The sequence below is a fragment of the Kordia sp. SMS9 genome (genome assembly GCF_003352465.1).
In the GTDB taxonomy this organism is placed as follows: domain Bacteria; phylum Bacteroidota; class Bacteroidia; order Flavobacteriales; family Flavobacteriaceae; genus Kordia.
In genome coordinates, this window is sequence record NZ_CP031153.1 from 4,454,080 (window position 1) to 4,469,325 (window position 15,246).

15 protein-coding genes are annotated in these 15,246 nt (G+C 35.9%); 6 read left to right on the top strand and 9 right to left on the bottom strand.

Annotation, left to right across the window (positions count from 1 at the left end; genetic code table 11):
* Window positions 1–139 precede the first annotated feature (139 nt).
* On the bottom strand, window positions 140–538 hold the full coding sequence (locus KORDIASMS9_RS18875) for an acyl-CoA thioesterase (protein ID WP_114904345.1): 399 nt from the start codon (window positions 536–538) through the stop codon (window positions 140–142).
* Between the two features lie 303 nt (window positions 539–841).
* Window positions 842–1,741: a DUF72 domain-containing protein gene (locus KORDIASMS9_RS18880; RefSeq protein ID WP_114904346.1), complete on the bottom strand. Its 900-nt coding sequence runs from the start codon at window positions 1,739–1,741 to the stop codon at window positions 842–844.
* Window positions 1,742–1,898: 157 nt separating this feature from the next.
* On the opposite strand from KORDIASMS9_RS18880, the gene KORDIASMS9_RS18885 reads away from it, so the two are divergent.
* From KORDIASMS9_RS18885 to KORDIASMS9_RS18895, 3 genes are all read left to right on the top strand, one after another.
* Entirely contained in the window at window positions 1,899–2,318 is a 420-nt protein-coding gene (locus KORDIASMS9_RS18885; protein ID WP_114904347.1) for a glyoxalase, read from the top strand.
* 68 nt (window positions 2,319–2,386) lie between these two features.
* Window positions 2,387–2,986 (top strand): hypothetical protein, encoded by a 600-nt coding sequence (locus KORDIASMS9_RS18890; RefSeq protein WP_114904348.1) that lies wholly within the window; start codon window positions 2,387–2,389, stop codon window positions 2,984–2,986.
* A 129-nt stretch (window positions 2,987–3,115) separates the two neighbouring features.
* Window positions 3,116–3,355 carry a hypothetical protein gene (locus KORDIASMS9_RS18895; protein WP_114904349.1) on the top strand — a complete coding sequence of 80 codons (240 nt, stop codon included), beginning with the start codon at window positions 3,116–3,118 and terminating at the stop codon, window positions 3,353–3,355.
* Here KORDIASMS9_RS18895 and KORDIASMS9_RS18900 read toward each other — a convergent pair.
* From KORDIASMS9_RS18900 to KORDIASMS9_RS18915, 4 genes are read right to left on the bottom strand one after another with little or no spacing between them, the layout of a single operon-like run.
* A complete protein-coding gene (locus KORDIASMS9_RS18900; RefSeq protein ID WP_114904350.1) occupies window positions 3,352–4,035 on the bottom strand; it encodes a DUF2461 domain-containing protein in 684 nt (227 codons plus the stop codon). The genes KORDIASMS9_RS18895 and KORDIASMS9_RS18900 overlap by 4 nt on opposite strands.
* Window positions 4,036–4,087: 52 nt before the next feature.
* Window positions 4,088–4,321, bottom strand: coding sequence for a hypothetical protein (locus tag KORDIASMS9_RS18905; RefSeq protein WP_114904351.1), 234 nt, complete (start codon window positions 4,319–4,321; stop codon window positions 4,088–4,090).
* Between the two features lie 17 nt (window positions 4,322–4,338).
* Window positions 4,339–5,460, bottom strand: coding sequence for an NAD(P)/FAD-dependent oxidoreductase (locus KORDIASMS9_RS18910; protein ID WP_114904352.1), 1,122 nt, complete (start codon window positions 5,458–5,460; stop codon window positions 4,339–4,341).
* Window positions 5,447–7,402 carry a LodA/GoxA family CTQ-dependent oxidase gene (locus tag KORDIASMS9_RS18915; RefSeq protein WP_114904353.1) on the bottom strand — a complete coding sequence of 652 codons (1,956 nt, stop codon included), beginning with the start codon at window positions 7,400–7,402 and terminating at the stop codon, window positions 5,447–5,449. The genes KORDIASMS9_RS18910 and KORDIASMS9_RS18915 overlap by 14 nt, the downstream gene beginning before the upstream one ends.
* A 193-nt stretch (window positions 7,403–7,595) precedes the next feature.
* On the opposite strand from KORDIASMS9_RS18915, the gene KORDIASMS9_RS18920 reads away from it, so the two are divergent.
* Entirely contained in the window at window positions 7,596–8,915 is a 1,320-nt protein-coding gene (locus tag KORDIASMS9_RS18920; protein WP_114904354.1) for a DEAD/DEAH box helicase, read from the top strand.
* Window positions 8,916–9,553: 638 nt separating this feature from the next.
* Here the strand turns inward: KORDIASMS9_RS18920 and KORDIASMS9_RS18925 are convergent.
* The 3 genes from KORDIASMS9_RS18925 to KORDIASMS9_RS18935 all read right to left on the bottom strand — a co-directional run bounded on the left by KORDIASMS9_RS18925 (window position 9,554) and on the right by KORDIASMS9_RS18935 (window position 12,012).
* Window positions 9,554–10,342 (bottom strand): tRNA pseudouridine(38-40) synthase TruA, encoded by a 789-nt coding sequence (locus KORDIASMS9_RS18925; protein ID WP_114904355.1) that lies wholly within the window; start codon window positions 10,340–10,342, stop codon window positions 9,554–9,556.
* A 130-nt stretch (window positions 10,343–10,472) separates the two neighbouring features.
* On the bottom strand, window positions 10,473–10,856 hold the full coding sequence (locus KORDIASMS9_RS18930) for a hypothetical protein (RefSeq protein ID WP_114904356.1): 384 nt from the start codon (window positions 10,854–10,856) through the stop codon (window positions 10,473–10,475).
* A gap of 124 nt (window positions 10,857–10,980) precedes the next feature.
* The gene (locus KORDIASMS9_RS18935; RefSeq protein WP_114904357.1) at window positions 10,981–12,012 is read right to left on the bottom strand and encodes a hypothetical protein; all 1,032 of its coding nucleotides are present in this window, start codon (window positions 12,010–12,012) and stop codon (window positions 10,981–10,983) included.
* Window positions 12,013–12,191: 179 nt separating this feature from the next.
* On the opposite strand from KORDIASMS9_RS18935, the gene KORDIASMS9_RS18940 reads away from it, so the two are divergent.
* Complete coding sequence (locus tag KORDIASMS9_RS18940; protein WP_162820052.1) at window positions 12,192–13,442, top strand: hypothetical protein; 1,251 nt, start codon at window positions 12,192–12,194, stop codon at window positions 13,440–13,442.
* A 531-nt stretch (window positions 13,443–13,973) separates the two neighbouring features.
* Window positions 13,974–15,242, top strand: coding sequence for an amidohydrolase (locus KORDIASMS9_RS18945; RefSeq protein WP_114904359.1), 1,269 nt, complete (start codon window positions 13,974–13,976; stop codon window positions 15,240–15,242).
* Window positions 15,243–15,246: the final 4 nt, after the last annotated feature.

Consider the following 15,246-nt stretch of genomic DNA (forward strand, 5'->3'; position numbering starts at 1 on the left):
AATAAATATACTTTTCTTAATTTTTTAACGCTTTTAGTTCAAAAAACACAATCTTTTCTCTAGTGGTTTTCAGAAAAAAGCAAACAAAAAAAGGAGAAACCAATGTGTTTCTCCTTTTTATACTATAAAAGTATGCGATTTAATCAGTATTTGAATTCAAGCGATCACTTACAAATTCTACTTTTGTTTTTCCATGTGGCAGTGCTTTTCCGTTCGCATCTAAATTCACCATCACAATATTATCTACTGTAATTATAGTTTCTTGCGTCATTTTGTTACGCACTTCGCACTTGAGAACAATGGAGGATTTTCCAAATTTAATGACTTCAATACCAATTTCTACGATATCTCCTTTTTTGGCTGAACTTTTAAAGTCAATTTCGGAAATATATTTGGTCACAACTTTTGCGTTTTCAAGCTGTATGATGGCGTATAAAGCTGCTTCTTCATCAATCCATTCTAGTAATCGGCCACCGAATAAAGTGCCATTAGGATTTAAATCTTCGGGTTTTACCCATTTTCGTGTATGGAATCTCATTGTTTTAGGTCTTGGGTTCTATTATAGTTGTTAGTTGTTAGTTGTTAGCACAGTTGTTATTTCTGCACTTCGTTTCAACACATAAACTCTTAAACTTATAAATTTTTCAACTTCCTATTTGTCAGTTGGTTACTCCGCTCCGTTAGCTGTTATCGGTTGGCTTAGTTTTCATTTAAAATTTTGAGTTTTTTATTGTAACTTTTAATAGTTGCTTCTTCTCAACGCTTCTCTTGTTTGAAGCATGAATCTCAAAAAGTCTTTTTATTTAAATTTCAACATTTAGCATTCAACATTTTATTTTCATTAAAATAACGTCTGTGGTTTTGGGGGTTCTGAATTGGTTCTTGGTACTGTTAAATTTATTTGTAAACGCTCATTGAGTTTTTTGATGAAATATGCTGATAGCAATGGTGATTCAACTTCCAGATTTTGATGCACAAAAAAGTGAATGTTTTGCAATCCAGTTTCAATCCAGTGTTCCAAACGATCTACCCAATCGTCCAAACGCGCATAATCGCTTTCATGGTTGGCGCCAACGTATCTGATAAATGCTTCATTATTCGTTAAGCGCATGTGCATAATATCACGCCTTCCCGCCGTATCTACCAACGTATTCGAAATATTATTTTCTTGTAAAAGATGGTACAATTCGTTCGCTACTTTTTCATCATTGAACCAATCTGTATGGCGGAATTCCATCGTTAAAGCGACATCTTTTGGCCAAAATTCTACAAATTGAACAACGCTGTCAAAATCTTTTGGAGAAAAGTTCGTGTGCATTTGTAAAAAGATCGTTCCGAGTTTTTCACGCAAGTGTGAAACATGGAAAATGTACTGATCTACAAGCGCTTCAGTAGCTTTCAAACGCTTCCAATGACTGATTTCCTGATTGATTTTTGGGAAAAACTTAAAACCTTCGGGTGTTTTATCACGCCATTTTTCAAACTGTTCAACAGGAAACAGTCGGTAAAACGTTGCATTGAGTTCTATCGAATTGAACTGTGACGAATAGTATTGCAATTCATCTTTGGTTCCACGCGGATAAAAACCTTTCAAATCTTGCCGATTCCACTTGGCACAACCAACATAAACAGACGGTTTTTCGTTATTTTTGTAGGGTTGCAACACAACTTCCGTTTCAGGATGATCTTTTGGGATTGTAAAATCAATCTGTTCAGGATTGGTGACTTTTCCAAATTTCATTTTTGAGCATTTTAGGAAGTGTAAAAATACGGAATTCTGACAGGAAATATAAATTTGTTCTTTGTTTTCGTATTGTTGATAAAATAGTTAACAAGTTGTTTATAACCTGTTGAAAATGAACATCTATTATCTCTAAATTTAATAAAACTTTAGTGTTATGAACGATCGAGAAAATGATTTAGTGAAAGCGCGTCCACAAATTTCTCCGAAATCCATTTCTGAAAATATGTCTAATGACGAGCGTTTTCAAAATTCCACACTTCGTCCAGTTATCAAACTTCAAAGTTCCTTACTGATTGCAGCTTTTCGAAATTACATCATCAAACGAAAGAATGTTTTTTACGATTTATCGCTAGAAAAACGTTTGCAGTATATCGAAAATGCCATTCAAAAAGATATGAAGTTTCGCAATTCTTTAAAAGGAATGATTATCGGACAGTTTACGCTGAAAGAATACCAAGAGTATATTCAAAATTCGTCTCCGTTAAATAAACGCATGATGAATATTGTGGTAGAACGACTGAAAGACAATGTGTTACTTTTTGAAAAAGACGTATCGTTTACAGCAGTTATCTAAAACAACCACAAGTTTACATTTGTAGTACATTTTCAATATCTTTGTGACCTATTTTTAGAAAATAAGTTATGAAGCGGTTTCCTATTGCATTTGTTGTCATTGTTAGTACAATTTTAATTTCCTGTAATTTTATTAGAGAGAAACTTCCTGCGGATGGTTTTCGCAACATAACTCTTAAAAATAATACATTTGCGATGCAATATTGGTTGGGCTCTCACAAAGATATAGATGATAAAGATTCCTACCATTTGTATATTAAAGGTGATTCTTTATCAAATTTTAAACGTGTCGTAACAGATTTATTTAATGATGAGTACGATTTAGAAACTGTGCAAGTTATCACGTTTTATACCGATACAACCTTTAATGCGCAGGATGTCGTGCTAAAACCACAAAATATTTCTGGTGTACAAATATTTTATTTAGAAGATTCTTATTTGAATACAAAAGTATATAAAAACACCAACGGTCAACTACAGCCTATTGAAGCATTACACTCTTTTGTAGATTATTTTAAAGCTGAAAAAATAGTCTATGAAACTTCAAAAATTTTCGGAAATGCTACAAATAGTAATTTTATTTTAGCAAATCCTGAAGCAGCTCAGAAATACGAAACTGGAAAGTCTAATTACGACAAAAACTTAGCAGATTATCAGCTAAAAAACTAGTAATCAACACCTTTAGTCTTATTGTTTTTTGCACTTTAACTTTTTTTAACAACCTTTTAACTACTTTTTTAGCTGTTTATCTTTACATGTGTTACTTTTTATGATCTAAAAACTTAAAATTTTTAAATCATGAAAAAAAGATCCTTATCAAATTTAAAATTAAAGAAGCAAACCGTTTCCAACCTAGACAGTAGAGTTCAAGGAGGTGTATTACCTACTTTTGGTATCATCTGTGCTACTATTTATTCGTATTTACAGTGCGAGGACATTACGCATACTTCAAAAGATTATGATGGAAAACATTGCGATATAGCAACAATTAATGACAGTTGTTTATCTGTTTGTGATGACAAATGCAACGATTTTTAATCTTCTATCAAAGAAACACCGTTTAAATCGGTCGTTAGCACTTCGCTCATAAAATTAAAAAATGGGCGAATTGCTTTAAAATCGCCATTCACTTGTTCCATAAAACTAGCAGCAATCACTTCTTTATCGGTATATTTTTTAGTAAAAATAAATTGTTTCTTTTTGATTAAATCAATTGCCGCATGTTCTTTGCTAAATCCTTTTGGTGCGGTTTTCACTTCCTCTCCTTCCAATTCGCCCCAAACATTTTTGAAACCGTCCTCGTTGATGATTCCGCGAATTTCTTGATCATCCATTTCAATTTCTTTACGAATTCGAAGCAAATCCTCCTTTTTCGGATCCCAAAAACCCGTCGCAATAAACGATTCGTTGTTCGGTTTAATCTGAATATAATAACCGCCGCGCAATCTTGGTTTTACTCTGTGAAAACTACCTGCAAAATGTGTTTTATACGGCGTTTTATCTTTTGAAAAACGAACATCTCTATACACACGAAATACCTTTACTTTATCAATTTGATCGTGTTTATTCAAATGTTCCCCCAATTGATTCACAAACTGCTTTACCTCTCTTTCAATTTCCTTGAATTCATTCTTATGTTCAGTAAACCATTCACGGTTGTTATTCTTTTGTAGTCGTTTCAAAAAAGCAAAAGCTTCTCTTGGGATCGTTTCGTTCATCGTTGATTATTTTTTACTAAAATACGAAATAAAGATGGTGTAGAAAATTCTATTAATAAGGCGATGGCGGACGTGTAAAAACAATATAAAACGTTCCAATCAAAATTATCAAAAGTACAATAAAGAAAATCGTTCCAACGACTGAAAGTAATACAGTGGCTCCAGCCGTCACATAGCTATTTTCATAGTATTCTTCTTTTACTTCTTGTACTTTATCGTTGTCCATATAACGAATCCATAAGTACAAATATCCAACAATGGCATACGCAAAATTAACTAGTAACATGCCGCAAAATACAGGAATTACATTTTTTTCACAATTTTTTGTTCGTCAAATATATGTGCAATTCTATTTTTCCAATAAAAGCTATCTGACCAACGTTTTTCGCGGGAATAATGGATGATTAATTTTTGCATATACGCACTAAACGCATTTTCAACCACATAACGATATCCTAAAAACGCTTCTTGTTTTCCTGCCAAATAATCTGCCACTGCGTGACCTGCGTAAAATCCAGAAGCCAACGCAGAAGTAATTCCATACGAAGAAATAGGATCGTACGAATACGCAGCATCGCCAACAGCCAACCAGTTTTTTCCAAACGGAATTGACAAACAACTTGTACCCGCAGGCATCATTTTTACGGTGTCTATCTCTATATGTTGAATGACTTTTGAAAGATGAATGGTTTTGTTTAATTCATCTTGAAGAAAAGTATTGGCATTTTCTTTTTTGGGAAGTAATTCTTGCAGCGTAAAAAACATCATAGTGACTTCTCTTTCCGAGTACGGCGCTACATACCACCAACCATTTTCAGTAGCTTCTACCATAATTTCATGTGGTATTTTTTTGGGAAGTTTCACATTAAACGTCAACGCGAATTGTGAATCCAAATTTTCTTTCTGCACGTTAAAATGTCTACATACCGAAGCTTTTCGTCCTGTAGCATCAATAATAAAATCGCTTGTAAGTGTGCTATTTTTGTTTGAATTTTCAATGATCGCTTTTACATTCGTTCCGTCTGAAACTACTTTTTTCAGCTTGAAGCCTTTGTAAAACCCTTGATCGGTTTTTTGATACGTTTCTTGTAATTGTGTTTCAAAGTGCAATCGATCTAACAAAAAACCATGTCCCATGCGATCCGAAATAAATTCTTTTTGTTGCAACGAATCACTTCCCCAGCAACTTTTATTTCCGTAATACACAGTATGTTTTTCATTTTCAACCAACGACAAAATTCCCAATTGCTTTAACAACGGTTTTGCATTTGGCGGAATGGCTTCTCCAGCTTTCCGAACAGGTGTTTCGTACGCTTCCACCACACAACAGTGAATTCCTCTCGCATGCAAGGTTAAAGCGGTGGCGATTCCCGCAGGACCGCCACCGACTATAATTACTTGATATGTATGTTTATCGTTCGCCACGAGAAACTCTTCTTCTTTTACGAGTGCTTGTTTCAGAATGTGAAGCCGCTTTTGCTTTGACTTCTTTTTCGCCTTCTATCGTAGCTACTTTCAATAATACCGTATCTTTTTCTTCTGTAATGGTTTCTGCCGTAACGACTTGATCAAATGTTGGGTCATGTTCCCCGAATTTACGTTCCGTTTCTTTCCAAACCACATTTGGCAAGAAACCATCTGCGTTTGCGACTTCACTTTCCGTTTTGGCAATGATTCCCAATTCATGCCACTCCGAAATCATGTGATTGATTTTTGTTTGATAGACAGAACCTAAATCGCGCAACCAATCTTGACGATAGTCAAAATGCTTTAAACGCTGCGCAATATTTAAGTTTTCAGCTTCTATACTTCGCTTGTAACTATCTTCACTCAACACTTGATTGGGTACACGCGCCGCCCAAAATGATGGCAATGGTAAGTATAATGTAAGATCGTAACCCGATAAACAACTTGCTTCATCTGTTTGCCACGGAACGCCCAACCAACGTGTCAACGCGCCAGGACCACTTTTTGCCAAAGGACCATCTTTTCCTAAAGAAACTTCTCCTAAAACAATTGAAGGTGATAATAACGGCCCAAAATCTAAATCGGTTGCTTCTCCTTCTGCCACTACGTTGAGTCTGTATGGTTTTTTCCACATTTGCTTCACGCGCATGGGCCATGTCAATTCAATTCCTGGATGAAAAGGACCACCCAAACATTCTTCCATCGGTGCTTGGTTGAGTGCGTTTACTTGCGCTGCAGGCGATAATTTTCCAAATGGAATGTATTCTTTAGGATGTCCTGTAGTAAAATCTCCGTTTGCCCATTTTTTTAAACGTGCGTATTGTATTTGTGTAATTGGTAAATCGACAATGGCAATTTTCTCATATTCACCAAAACCATCACCGTAAAAAGGTGGCACTTTTGCAGGTGTATAATCTTTTGATTCTGGATCTCGGAACCATTCAAAAATACGTTCACGCAAGGCTTTGTGATCTTCCGAAGGACTTTCTAATTTTTCTTTGAGTACAGGATCTGTAAAGTCAGATGGAGAATTTTTTCCAAATAACATAAAGAAACCTTGGTTTACCCATTGCGTATCCGTCATACGTTCCAACATTGGGTAAATATGTTCGTAAAAGACAACACCATCTGCCGCAGGATCTGGATAGTTCATTTCACGAATGAATAAATCTTGTACAACATCATTCATCGTAACAACTCCGTACAATCCTGGACCGAAGTTTGGTGGTGTTACCGCTACATTTGCAGGTTCTGCTTCAAATTCTTTTCCGCCAATAATTACGGTTGCACGTACAACTCCGTCACAGGTATCATCATGCCAACCTTCATTGTTTGCAAAGGTAATGGCGGGTTTGTTCTTTTTTGATGCCGAATCGCCATCGCCACCAAAAAAGAGCAATCTGCCTTCTTCATCTGTTTCTACATGACCGAGTTTTACTTTTTTTCCAAAAAATTCGCCATCATCAAAATTGTATTCCTTTCCTTTTTCGCTTCTGCCTGAAATACTCACAGGTGTTGGTGTTATTGCTAATTGTGCTCTGTCATCATCTGTAATATCTGCATTTCTGTATGCAGAAGGAATTCCTGCGCCGGGTACATCTAAGGCATTGTTGAACATATACCAAGCCGCTTTTACATTAGCTACTTGAATGCGCCAATGAATGTTTTGACTTTCAGTTTCAGTGATTTCACCTAAAACAGTATCATTTTCGCCCAAAGCATAGATTCGGAAACGGGCAACTTGTTTCTTTACGCGTCCGTCACCGTCTTTATAGCCGCCTTCTGGCGTAATTTCTACACCTGGAATGTCTGGTGCAAAAAAGTATTCTTGGGAGTTTCCAATGCGTGCAATTCCGATTGGAGGATAAATTGCCACGCTTTTAATGTCGTTTGTGTTCATGGTTTTATATTGGTTAGGGTTTGAATTCTAAAAGTATCGAATTTAATTGGAATTTGTAAGATTGTCAATGCGTAATTGTACGTGATTATTATATTGATAATGTAAGGACGTATCCAAAAAATGGTTGTACTTTTGGACTTTCACACAGGAATGAGGTTTTATCATAAAGATTGTCATTTCACAAACAATTTTTATGTCATTCAAATCATTAGGATTATCTGATGCCTTATTACGCGCCATCAGCAAAAAAGGCTACACAACGCCTTCTCCCATTCAAGCAAAAGCAATTCCGTTAGTTTTAGAGCGCAAAGATGTTTTAGCATCTGCCCAAACAGGAACTGGAAAAACAGCAGGTTTTACCTTGCCTATGTTGCAATTGTTATCGCAAGAACCACCATTACGCAGACGACCAATTAGAGCGTTGATTTTAACGCCTACGCGAGAATTGGCGGCACAAGTGTATGCCAATGTACAGGAGTATAGCACTTTTTTAGACATTCGATCTACCGTAATTTTTGGTGGCGTGAACGCGAAACCACAAATTAGAACCTTACGAAACGGCATCGATATTTTGGTGGCAACACCTGGAAGATTACTCGATTTACACAGTCAGAAAGCGTTATCATTGGCAAAAGTTGAAATGTTAGTGTTGGATGAAGCCGATAGAATGTTGGATATGGGATTTTTGCGCGATATTAAACGTGTGATTGATTTGATGCCCAAACGAAGACAGAATTTGTTGTTTTCGGCAACGTTTTCAAAAGATATTAAGAAGTTAGCGAATAGCATTTTACATCATCCTGTTTCGGTAGAAGCAACTCCTGAGAATACGACTGCTGAGAAGGTAAATCAGATCGTATATAAGGTAAATAAACCTGAGAAAACGGCTTTGTTGATCAAGTTGATTTCTGATGGTAATTGGAGTCAGGTTTTGGTGTTTACACGCACGAAACACGGCGCCAATCGTTTGACAAAGAAGTTGATTGCTAAGAATATTAGTGCAGCTGCCATTCATGGAAATAAAACACAAAATGCACGTACCAAAGCACTTGGTGGTTTTAAGAAAGGAGATATTCGGATTTTAGTGGCAACAGATATTGCGGCGCGTGGTTTGGACATTCCGTTGTTGCCGTATGTGATTAATTATGAATTGCCCAATGTTCCTGAAGATTATGTACACAGAATTGGACGTACAGGTCGCGCTGGTGCAAGTGGCGATGCAATTTCTTTAGTTTCTGCGGAAGAATATGAGTATGTTCGCGGAATTGAAAAGTTGTTAGGCGAAAAGTTAGTTGCAGAAGAGATTGAAGGTTTTGAAGCAGATCCAAATTTTACACCACCACCAAAACAAGAACGTCCACAGCGATCGCGACAGAAATCGAAACTATCATCGAGTCGTAATTCTGGTGGAAGTCAAAAAAATAGCACTGGTAATTCTTCAAATTCAGGTTCGAGTTCAAACTCAAGAAATAAGAAGCGAAATTCTCGTTCAAGAAATAGACGACGTGATTAGGTTTAGACTTTCTAGACTTACTTAGATTTGTTTGATTGAAAATACAACTATTTTGTAGTTTTAAATCAAAAAAAGAGGCTTTTTAAACCTCTTTCTATTGTTCTTTATTTCTATAATCCATCTAAATCATCAGTAATTACAAAGTCGTCTGAGTCTGCTGCATCACCTTGAATTTTCTGTGGATTTTCAATAATTTGCGTTTTGATTTTTTCTAATTTAGTTTTAGAATTTTAATCATTTATACTCCATCAATTGCATCATCAATAATAAAATCATCTGCGTCTGCTGCACCACCTTGAATGTTCTGTGGATTTTCAATAATTTGCGTTTTTAATTTTTCTAACATATGAATACGTTTTAAGTTAGTATTGATTTATAGCTTCCGTTGATCATCCAAGATCATCCGTAATGATAATATCTTCCGCTGTGGCGCCACCTTGAATGTTTTGTGGATTTTGAATGCTTCTTGTTTTGAATTTTTCTAACATGCTTTTATATTTTTGAATTAATAATAGCATGAAAGTAGCATGGAAAATATGCGCAAACAAGTAATGATACCGTTGGTTTATGAATTAAAGGTTGTCTTTTGAAGTGATTAACTTAGGCGAAATCTAGAGTTGAAACAAGAGTCAAATACGCTATAAGTCCTTAAAAGTCATTTTGTTAAGCATCAATCCTGAAGCTGGTGCAATGTAGTTGACTTCTAATGTTGAACCTGGCAATAACGAACGTTTGATGAAATCAAGATCAAGTTCGTGTTTTCCTAGTAGAATTAATGTTCCCATCATCATGCGGATTTGATGCCGTTTGAATCCCGCGCCTTGTACGCGCAATAGATAACTATTTTCGGGGAAGAAACTTGCGGTAAAAAGTTTGTTTTCAATAATTTCACACAATTCAATTTCGCCTTCTAAAACCGTATGTTCGGTGGGTTTGTAACAGTAGGTTTTTAGATAGTGTTTGCCTTCAAACAGCTTTGCTCCTTTTTTCATCAATTCCACGTCTAAATCGCCTAAAACATTGGTCATATACGGTGCCGCAAACGGATGATATTTTTCTCCAAATGCAAATAAATAGATGTATTCTTTTACTTTCGGATGTTGAATGATGTTGAATTTCTCATTGGTTTCCGTAATTGCCAATGCACGAATATCTTGTGGTAAGTTTTTGTTGAACAATGGCAGAAACTCTGGAATGTCAAGTGTTTCATTGTCTAAAAACAATTCAATCGCAATTTCATTTGCAGAAACTTTGGCATCTGTACGACCTGAAGCTAAGAGTTTGAAGTTTTTGTGCCCGAAAACATACGCTAATGTACGTTCTGTCATGCGCTGTACGGTATTTACATCAGGCTGTTTTTGCCAACCATGATAGCGAAATCCTAAGTATTGAAGCGTAATGAGATAGTAATAGCGTTTTCTTTGCAAGAGTGTTTGTTGTTGATTGTTAGTTGTCGATTCGTCAATTTGTCAATATGTTCTTTGAAGCCATTTAAAATTCAACATTTAGCATTTAGCATTTAACATTTAAAATTTAAGTTTTAAAGTTTTAAAGTTCCTAAGCTGCTTTTAGCAAAATAAAACTTAATGCAAATATGACGATTGGAATGCTCCATAGTTTCCAAACTTCTGTTGGTTTTGTATTTTCTTTGATTGCTTTGTTTTTGATTTGTAACATGCGTTTTCCGTTATAATACAGTGCATTAAACAGATACAAGACAATTCCCGCCAAGGCAACATAAAAAATTTGCAGATATATGGAAGTGAACAATAAGAAACTACTATTGGTCGCTTTGATTAATACGATACACAATACACATAAAATACTGAGGTGCAACACTGTAATGTACGTAGTTGCCTGCGACATGAGTTTTTTGTGTTTCGGTTTTTTAGATTGTGCTTTGTAGCTCAGTACCGTTTTGTAAAATAGTTGATCGAACATAGGTTTTTACTAAAGACAGTACAATGATAGGATTTTTTTATTGTTTGTGGATTTGTTTTTTGCGAATTTGTCTATTTTTTGAAGTTTTTTCAATACGAATGTCTATTTGATTATAAAACTAAAATTACAACGCTTTCATCTTGGCACGACTAATTTGAAAAGGCTGAAATAAATCCCAACTGACACCAAAACCGAGTTGATTTCCAGAATCTACAAAGCGATAATTATAATTGTCATGTCCATAAACGTAGGTTGCAAAAAATCCAATATCACGATTAAACGGATATACCGTAAAAGTGGTTTCGCTGCGTACTGGTTCTACAAAAGGATGTGCGCCTTGGATGATTTCAAATTTTTGTTCGATAGCATAGCGCAATTTCGGTTTTACTTGATAGATATATTCATAGCCCAATCCGAAACGATGTCTGCCATAAATACGGATGTCAAAGTCTGAGTAACCACCAAAATCAAACAATCCGAAAAAGCGATTATGATACAGCTCCCAAGAAGCTGTAAACGAATGGATTTTAAATGGTTGATCATCGCCATTTAATTCATTGAATCGAAAATTCAACGATAGTTTTGTGGTATTTGTAGAAAAGTTTCCATTGGTTCTGTTAAGTAATTCCGAAAGATTACTTTCATCAGTAATCGTAGCATGAAAATCTGTACACGGCATGGATTCGTCTTCTTCTCCCGATAAAAAAGCGCAACCCGATTGGCCGTTGGAATAATGTCCGCTTTCAATTGCCCAAGTAAAAAAGTTATTGCTCTTGGTTTTAATCATGTGTTGCCAGCCAAATAAGATGCGATACGAAGGCGTTTTTACAGGCTTCGAGTTTTCTGCATACATGCGAATATGCGGTTGAAATGAAAGATAAAAAGCGTTTCCAGCTTTATTGTCGTCACTTTGCATCCTTTCAATAATATCATTGATAATACTGTAATACACTACAGGTTTTGCATCAAAAATGATATCTTCTTGCGAATTCATGTTTGACAAATACCCAAGTGCTGGTTTTACAGCAATCGGATAAAAATCGTTAAATGCATTGGAACCGTTTTTAGTTTCCTTAGAAACTTCATCTGTATCAGAAGTTTGTGCAAAACTTACTTGAAATAACAAAAGGCATGTGAGAGTAAGTACTTTTTTCATGAGTGCGTGTATTCGTTAACTTTTTTAAATGTAGGAAAAAAGTTGGTTTCTTGCCAAAGTTCAATCTATGAATTGTTACTTTGACTTGATGAATTCCTTTTATGAATTTGTAAAAATTACGTGAAACTACGTTGCCAACACTTTCAGATATTTTGCTACTTTTAGAAAAAATTATTTCCATGGGATATCCAAAAGAAATCTTGATCATACGACATGCAGAAAAACCTGCTGAAGCAACAAATGAAAACTTATCCACCAAAGGGTACGAACGCGCCGCCGCACTCGCCTACTATCTCCCAGCTACTTTTGGTACAATTGACCATGTTTTTGCGGCTGGTGTCGGATTGAAAAGTCCAAGCAAACGTCCTGTAGAAACCGTAACTCCTTTGGCTACTCGTTTTCATAAAAAAATTCATGACGGATTTTTAAAGTATCAATATCCAGAAATGGTGACACATATTTTTGATGATCATACGTATACCGATTCCAACATCGTAATTGCATGGCAACATACCGATATTGAAGCAATTGCAACTGCTTTTGGCACTAAAGATGTTCCTATTACTCCATGGGCAGAAGCCTGTTTTGATTTGGTTTGGAAACTTACATATAATGGCGATAAAACATATTCGCTGACACAAATTCCGCAATTATTAATGTATGGCGATACGGACCAAACGATTGTAGATCCTGTAGAAAAAACATTCTGTCAAGAATTGCAAACTATGGATCCACGTGATTTATTTGGCTCGCAAATACCTGTTCCCGCAGGAAACTTCCCAAACATTACCATGACATGTGTCTTTCAAGTTCCAAATGCCAATGTTCCTAAAGGAGTAACGGAACAATATATATTTGTAGGCGCAGGTTTTTTACTTTCAGAAAAAGTCATTATCAACAATCAAATTGCAGCAATATTGAATGTTGCCGTTGAAGCAAATGATGCAAAAGATTTAGAAATTCCGTTCTCTGATCCACGAATAGATAATAGAGCTGCGTTACCTTTTGACAAAGCTGCTAATGAAAATTATTACCTCAATCAACTGCGTAAAGTCGGTTTGGCAAACAACAACGAAAATGAAATCAATACGTTAGTTGCTGCGGTATTGGAAGCGGAACAATTACTCAATTTTCCATCGCCAACACAACAAAAGGCTGACGGAAAGACTGATTTCTATGCACAAGGAAACTTAGTGATTCATTGTGACGATGGCGGAAGTCGTGCTGTAACGGTTGCCGCATTATACTTGTATTACAAATATTATGTGCAAACGGATGTTCCGTTTGTAGATGTCTATAAAAATATGATCGCTTTGCGCTGGAATCATTCCGTGAACAATCACCCTACACAGGGAATTTGTGAAAATGCCTACGAAGTCTTGAGTACGTATGCGGCACTATTTCCAGAACCAATTCGTAAACTATCATAATTTAATGTGAGTTCGATACAACTAACACCACATTTAACTGATTTTTAAGTACTTATAACAAGTATCAAATCGAGTGCAGTCAAGATTCGATTGAAACGCACAGTTTTCTAGTGTTCTCGACTGCGATCGAACGGACAAAGACCTATTCTTTAGTAAATTATGAATAATATGACGATTTCTTACGTCGAACTTACGTTAAATTAAAATAGAAATCTATGGCATTCCCGTAATTCAAAACGAGGAAACTTATATAATTTTAGGGAATAACTTAAAATTATTAAATCATGAAAAAACAAAAATTAAAAAAATTCCTGTTTCTCAACTTACTATGAAAAAGATTGTGGGAGGTGGTGAATCAGATTTCAATACTGTTTGTCCAATGTGTGCAGGACAAAAATAACAGCTATTTAGAAATACAACAAAAGCTTTCAGTGAACTGGAAGCTTTTTTTATGAACTTCATGTGATAATTTGAATTCTAGGGAAACAAACCAAAAATTTGAATATATTTGAGAATACAATGATACCAATTATGAAAAAAACACTTCTTGCCTACTTTTTACTGGCTTTCTCCTTTGTAAATGCGCAACACGGACTTGAAAAAGATATTGACGCTATTGAATCGAAAGTCATTGAATGGCGACGCGATTTTCACGAAAATCCAGAATTATCAAATAGAGAATTTAAAACGGCTGAAAAAATAGCAAAACATTTAAAATCGCTTGGTATTGAAGTACAAAAAGGCGTGGCACATACAGGCGTAGTTGGCGTTTTAAAAGGTGATTTGCCAGGGAAAGTCATTGCATTACGCGCCGATATTGACGCGCTTCCCGTAACAGAACGCACAGATGTTTCTTTTAAATCTACCGTAAGAACAACGTTTAACGGCGTAGAAACGGGCGTAATGCATGCCTGTGGACACGATACGCACACTGCGATTCTCATGGGAGTTGCTGAAATCTTTTCCAAACATAAAGACAAAATAAGAGGAACGATAAAGTTCATTTTTCAACCTGCGGAAGAAGGTGCGCCCAAAGGTGAAGAAGGCGGCGCAGAACTCATGGTAAAAGAAGGTGTGTTAAAAAATCCGGATGTTGATGCCATTTTCGGATTGCATATCAGTGCAGGATATGATGTAGGAACCATCAGTTACAAATCTGGAGGAATTATGGCAGCTTCACAAAGCTTTGAAATCAACATCAAAGGAAAGCAAAGTCACGGTTCAAGACCTTGGACAAGTGTGGATCCGATTGTAACAAGTGCCAAAATCATTGACGGTTTGCAAACCATCATCAGTAGAGAATCTGAATTGACAAAAGAAGGCGCTGTTATTACTGTGGGAAAAATTACAAGCGGCGTACGAAGTAATATTATTCCTGAAAAAGCACAACTCATCGGAACCATTCGTACGTTAGATTATGACATGCAAGCATTCATCAATCAACGCATGAAAGAAATGGTTCCCGCAATCGCTAAAGCATACAGAGCAGAAGCTACGATTGAGATTGCCAAAGGCTATCCAATTACGTACAACGATCCGCAATTAACTGCACAAATGTTGCCGTCACTACAAAAAGCGGCAGGAACAGAAAATGTCATAGAAATTAAAGCAATTACAGGTGCGGAAGACTTTTCTTTCTTCCAAAAAGAAGTGCCAGGATTGTATTTTTTCTTAGGAGGAAAACCTTTAGAACAAGAAGCAACTTCACATCATACGCCCGATTTTTATATTGATGAAAGTGGTATGAAACTCGGTGTAAAAACATTTGTTCAACTTACTTTAGATTACCTCAACAACTAACAAG

Excerpts from the sequence above, each read along its gene's own strand:
- KORDIASMS9_RS18875 (WP_114904345.1), bottom strand. The coding sequence starts at position 538 with ATGAGATTCCATACACGAAAATGGGTAAAACCCGAAGATTTAAATCCT.
- KORDIASMS9_RS18880 (WP_114904346.1), bottom strand. The coding sequence starts at position 1,741 with ATGAAATTTGGAAAAGTCACCAATCCTGAACAGATTGATTTTACAATC.
- KORDIASMS9_RS18885 (WP_114904347.1), top strand. The coding sequence starts at position 1,899 with ATGAACGATCGAGAAAATGATTTAGTGAAAGCGCGTCCACAAATTTCT.
- KORDIASMS9_RS18890 (WP_114904348.1), top strand. The coding sequence starts at position 2,387 with ATGAAGCGGTTTCCTATTGCATTTGTTGTCATTGTTAGTACAATTTTA.
- KORDIASMS9_RS18895 (WP_114904349.1), top strand. The coding sequence starts at position 3,116 with ATGAAAAAAAGATCCTTATCAAATTTAAAATTAAAGAAGCAAACCGTT.
- KORDIASMS9_RS18900 (WP_114904350.1), bottom strand. The coding sequence starts at position 4,035 with ATGAACGAAACGATCCCAAGAGAAGCTTTTGCTTTTTTGAAACGACTA.
- KORDIASMS9_RS18905 (WP_114904351.1), bottom strand. The coding sequence starts at position 4,321 with ATGTTACTAGTTAATTTTGCGTATGCCATTGTTGGATATTTGTACTTA.
- KORDIASMS9_RS18915 (WP_114904353.1), bottom strand. The coding sequence starts at position 7,402 with ATGAACACAAACGACATTAAAAGCGTGGCAATTTATCCTCCAATCGGA.
- KORDIASMS9_RS18920 (WP_114904354.1), top strand. The coding sequence starts at position 7,596 with ATGTCATTCAAATCATTAGGATTATCTGATGCCTTATTACGCGCCATC.
- KORDIASMS9_RS18930 (WP_114904356.1), bottom strand. The coding sequence starts at position 10,856 with ATGTTCGATCAACTATTTTACAAAACGGTACTGAGCTACAAAGCACAA.
- KORDIASMS9_RS18935 (WP_114904357.1), bottom strand. The coding sequence starts at position 12,012 with ATGAAAAAAGTACTTACTCTCACATGCCTTTTGTTATTTCAAGTAAGT.
- KORDIASMS9_RS18940 (WP_162820052.1), top strand. The coding sequence starts at position 12,192 with ATGGGATATCCAAAAGAAATCTTGATCATACGACATGCAGAAAAACCT.
- KORDIASMS9_RS18945 (WP_114904359.1), top strand. The coding sequence starts at position 13,974 with ATGAAAAAAACACTTCTTGCCTACTTTTTACTGGCTTTCTCCTTTGTA.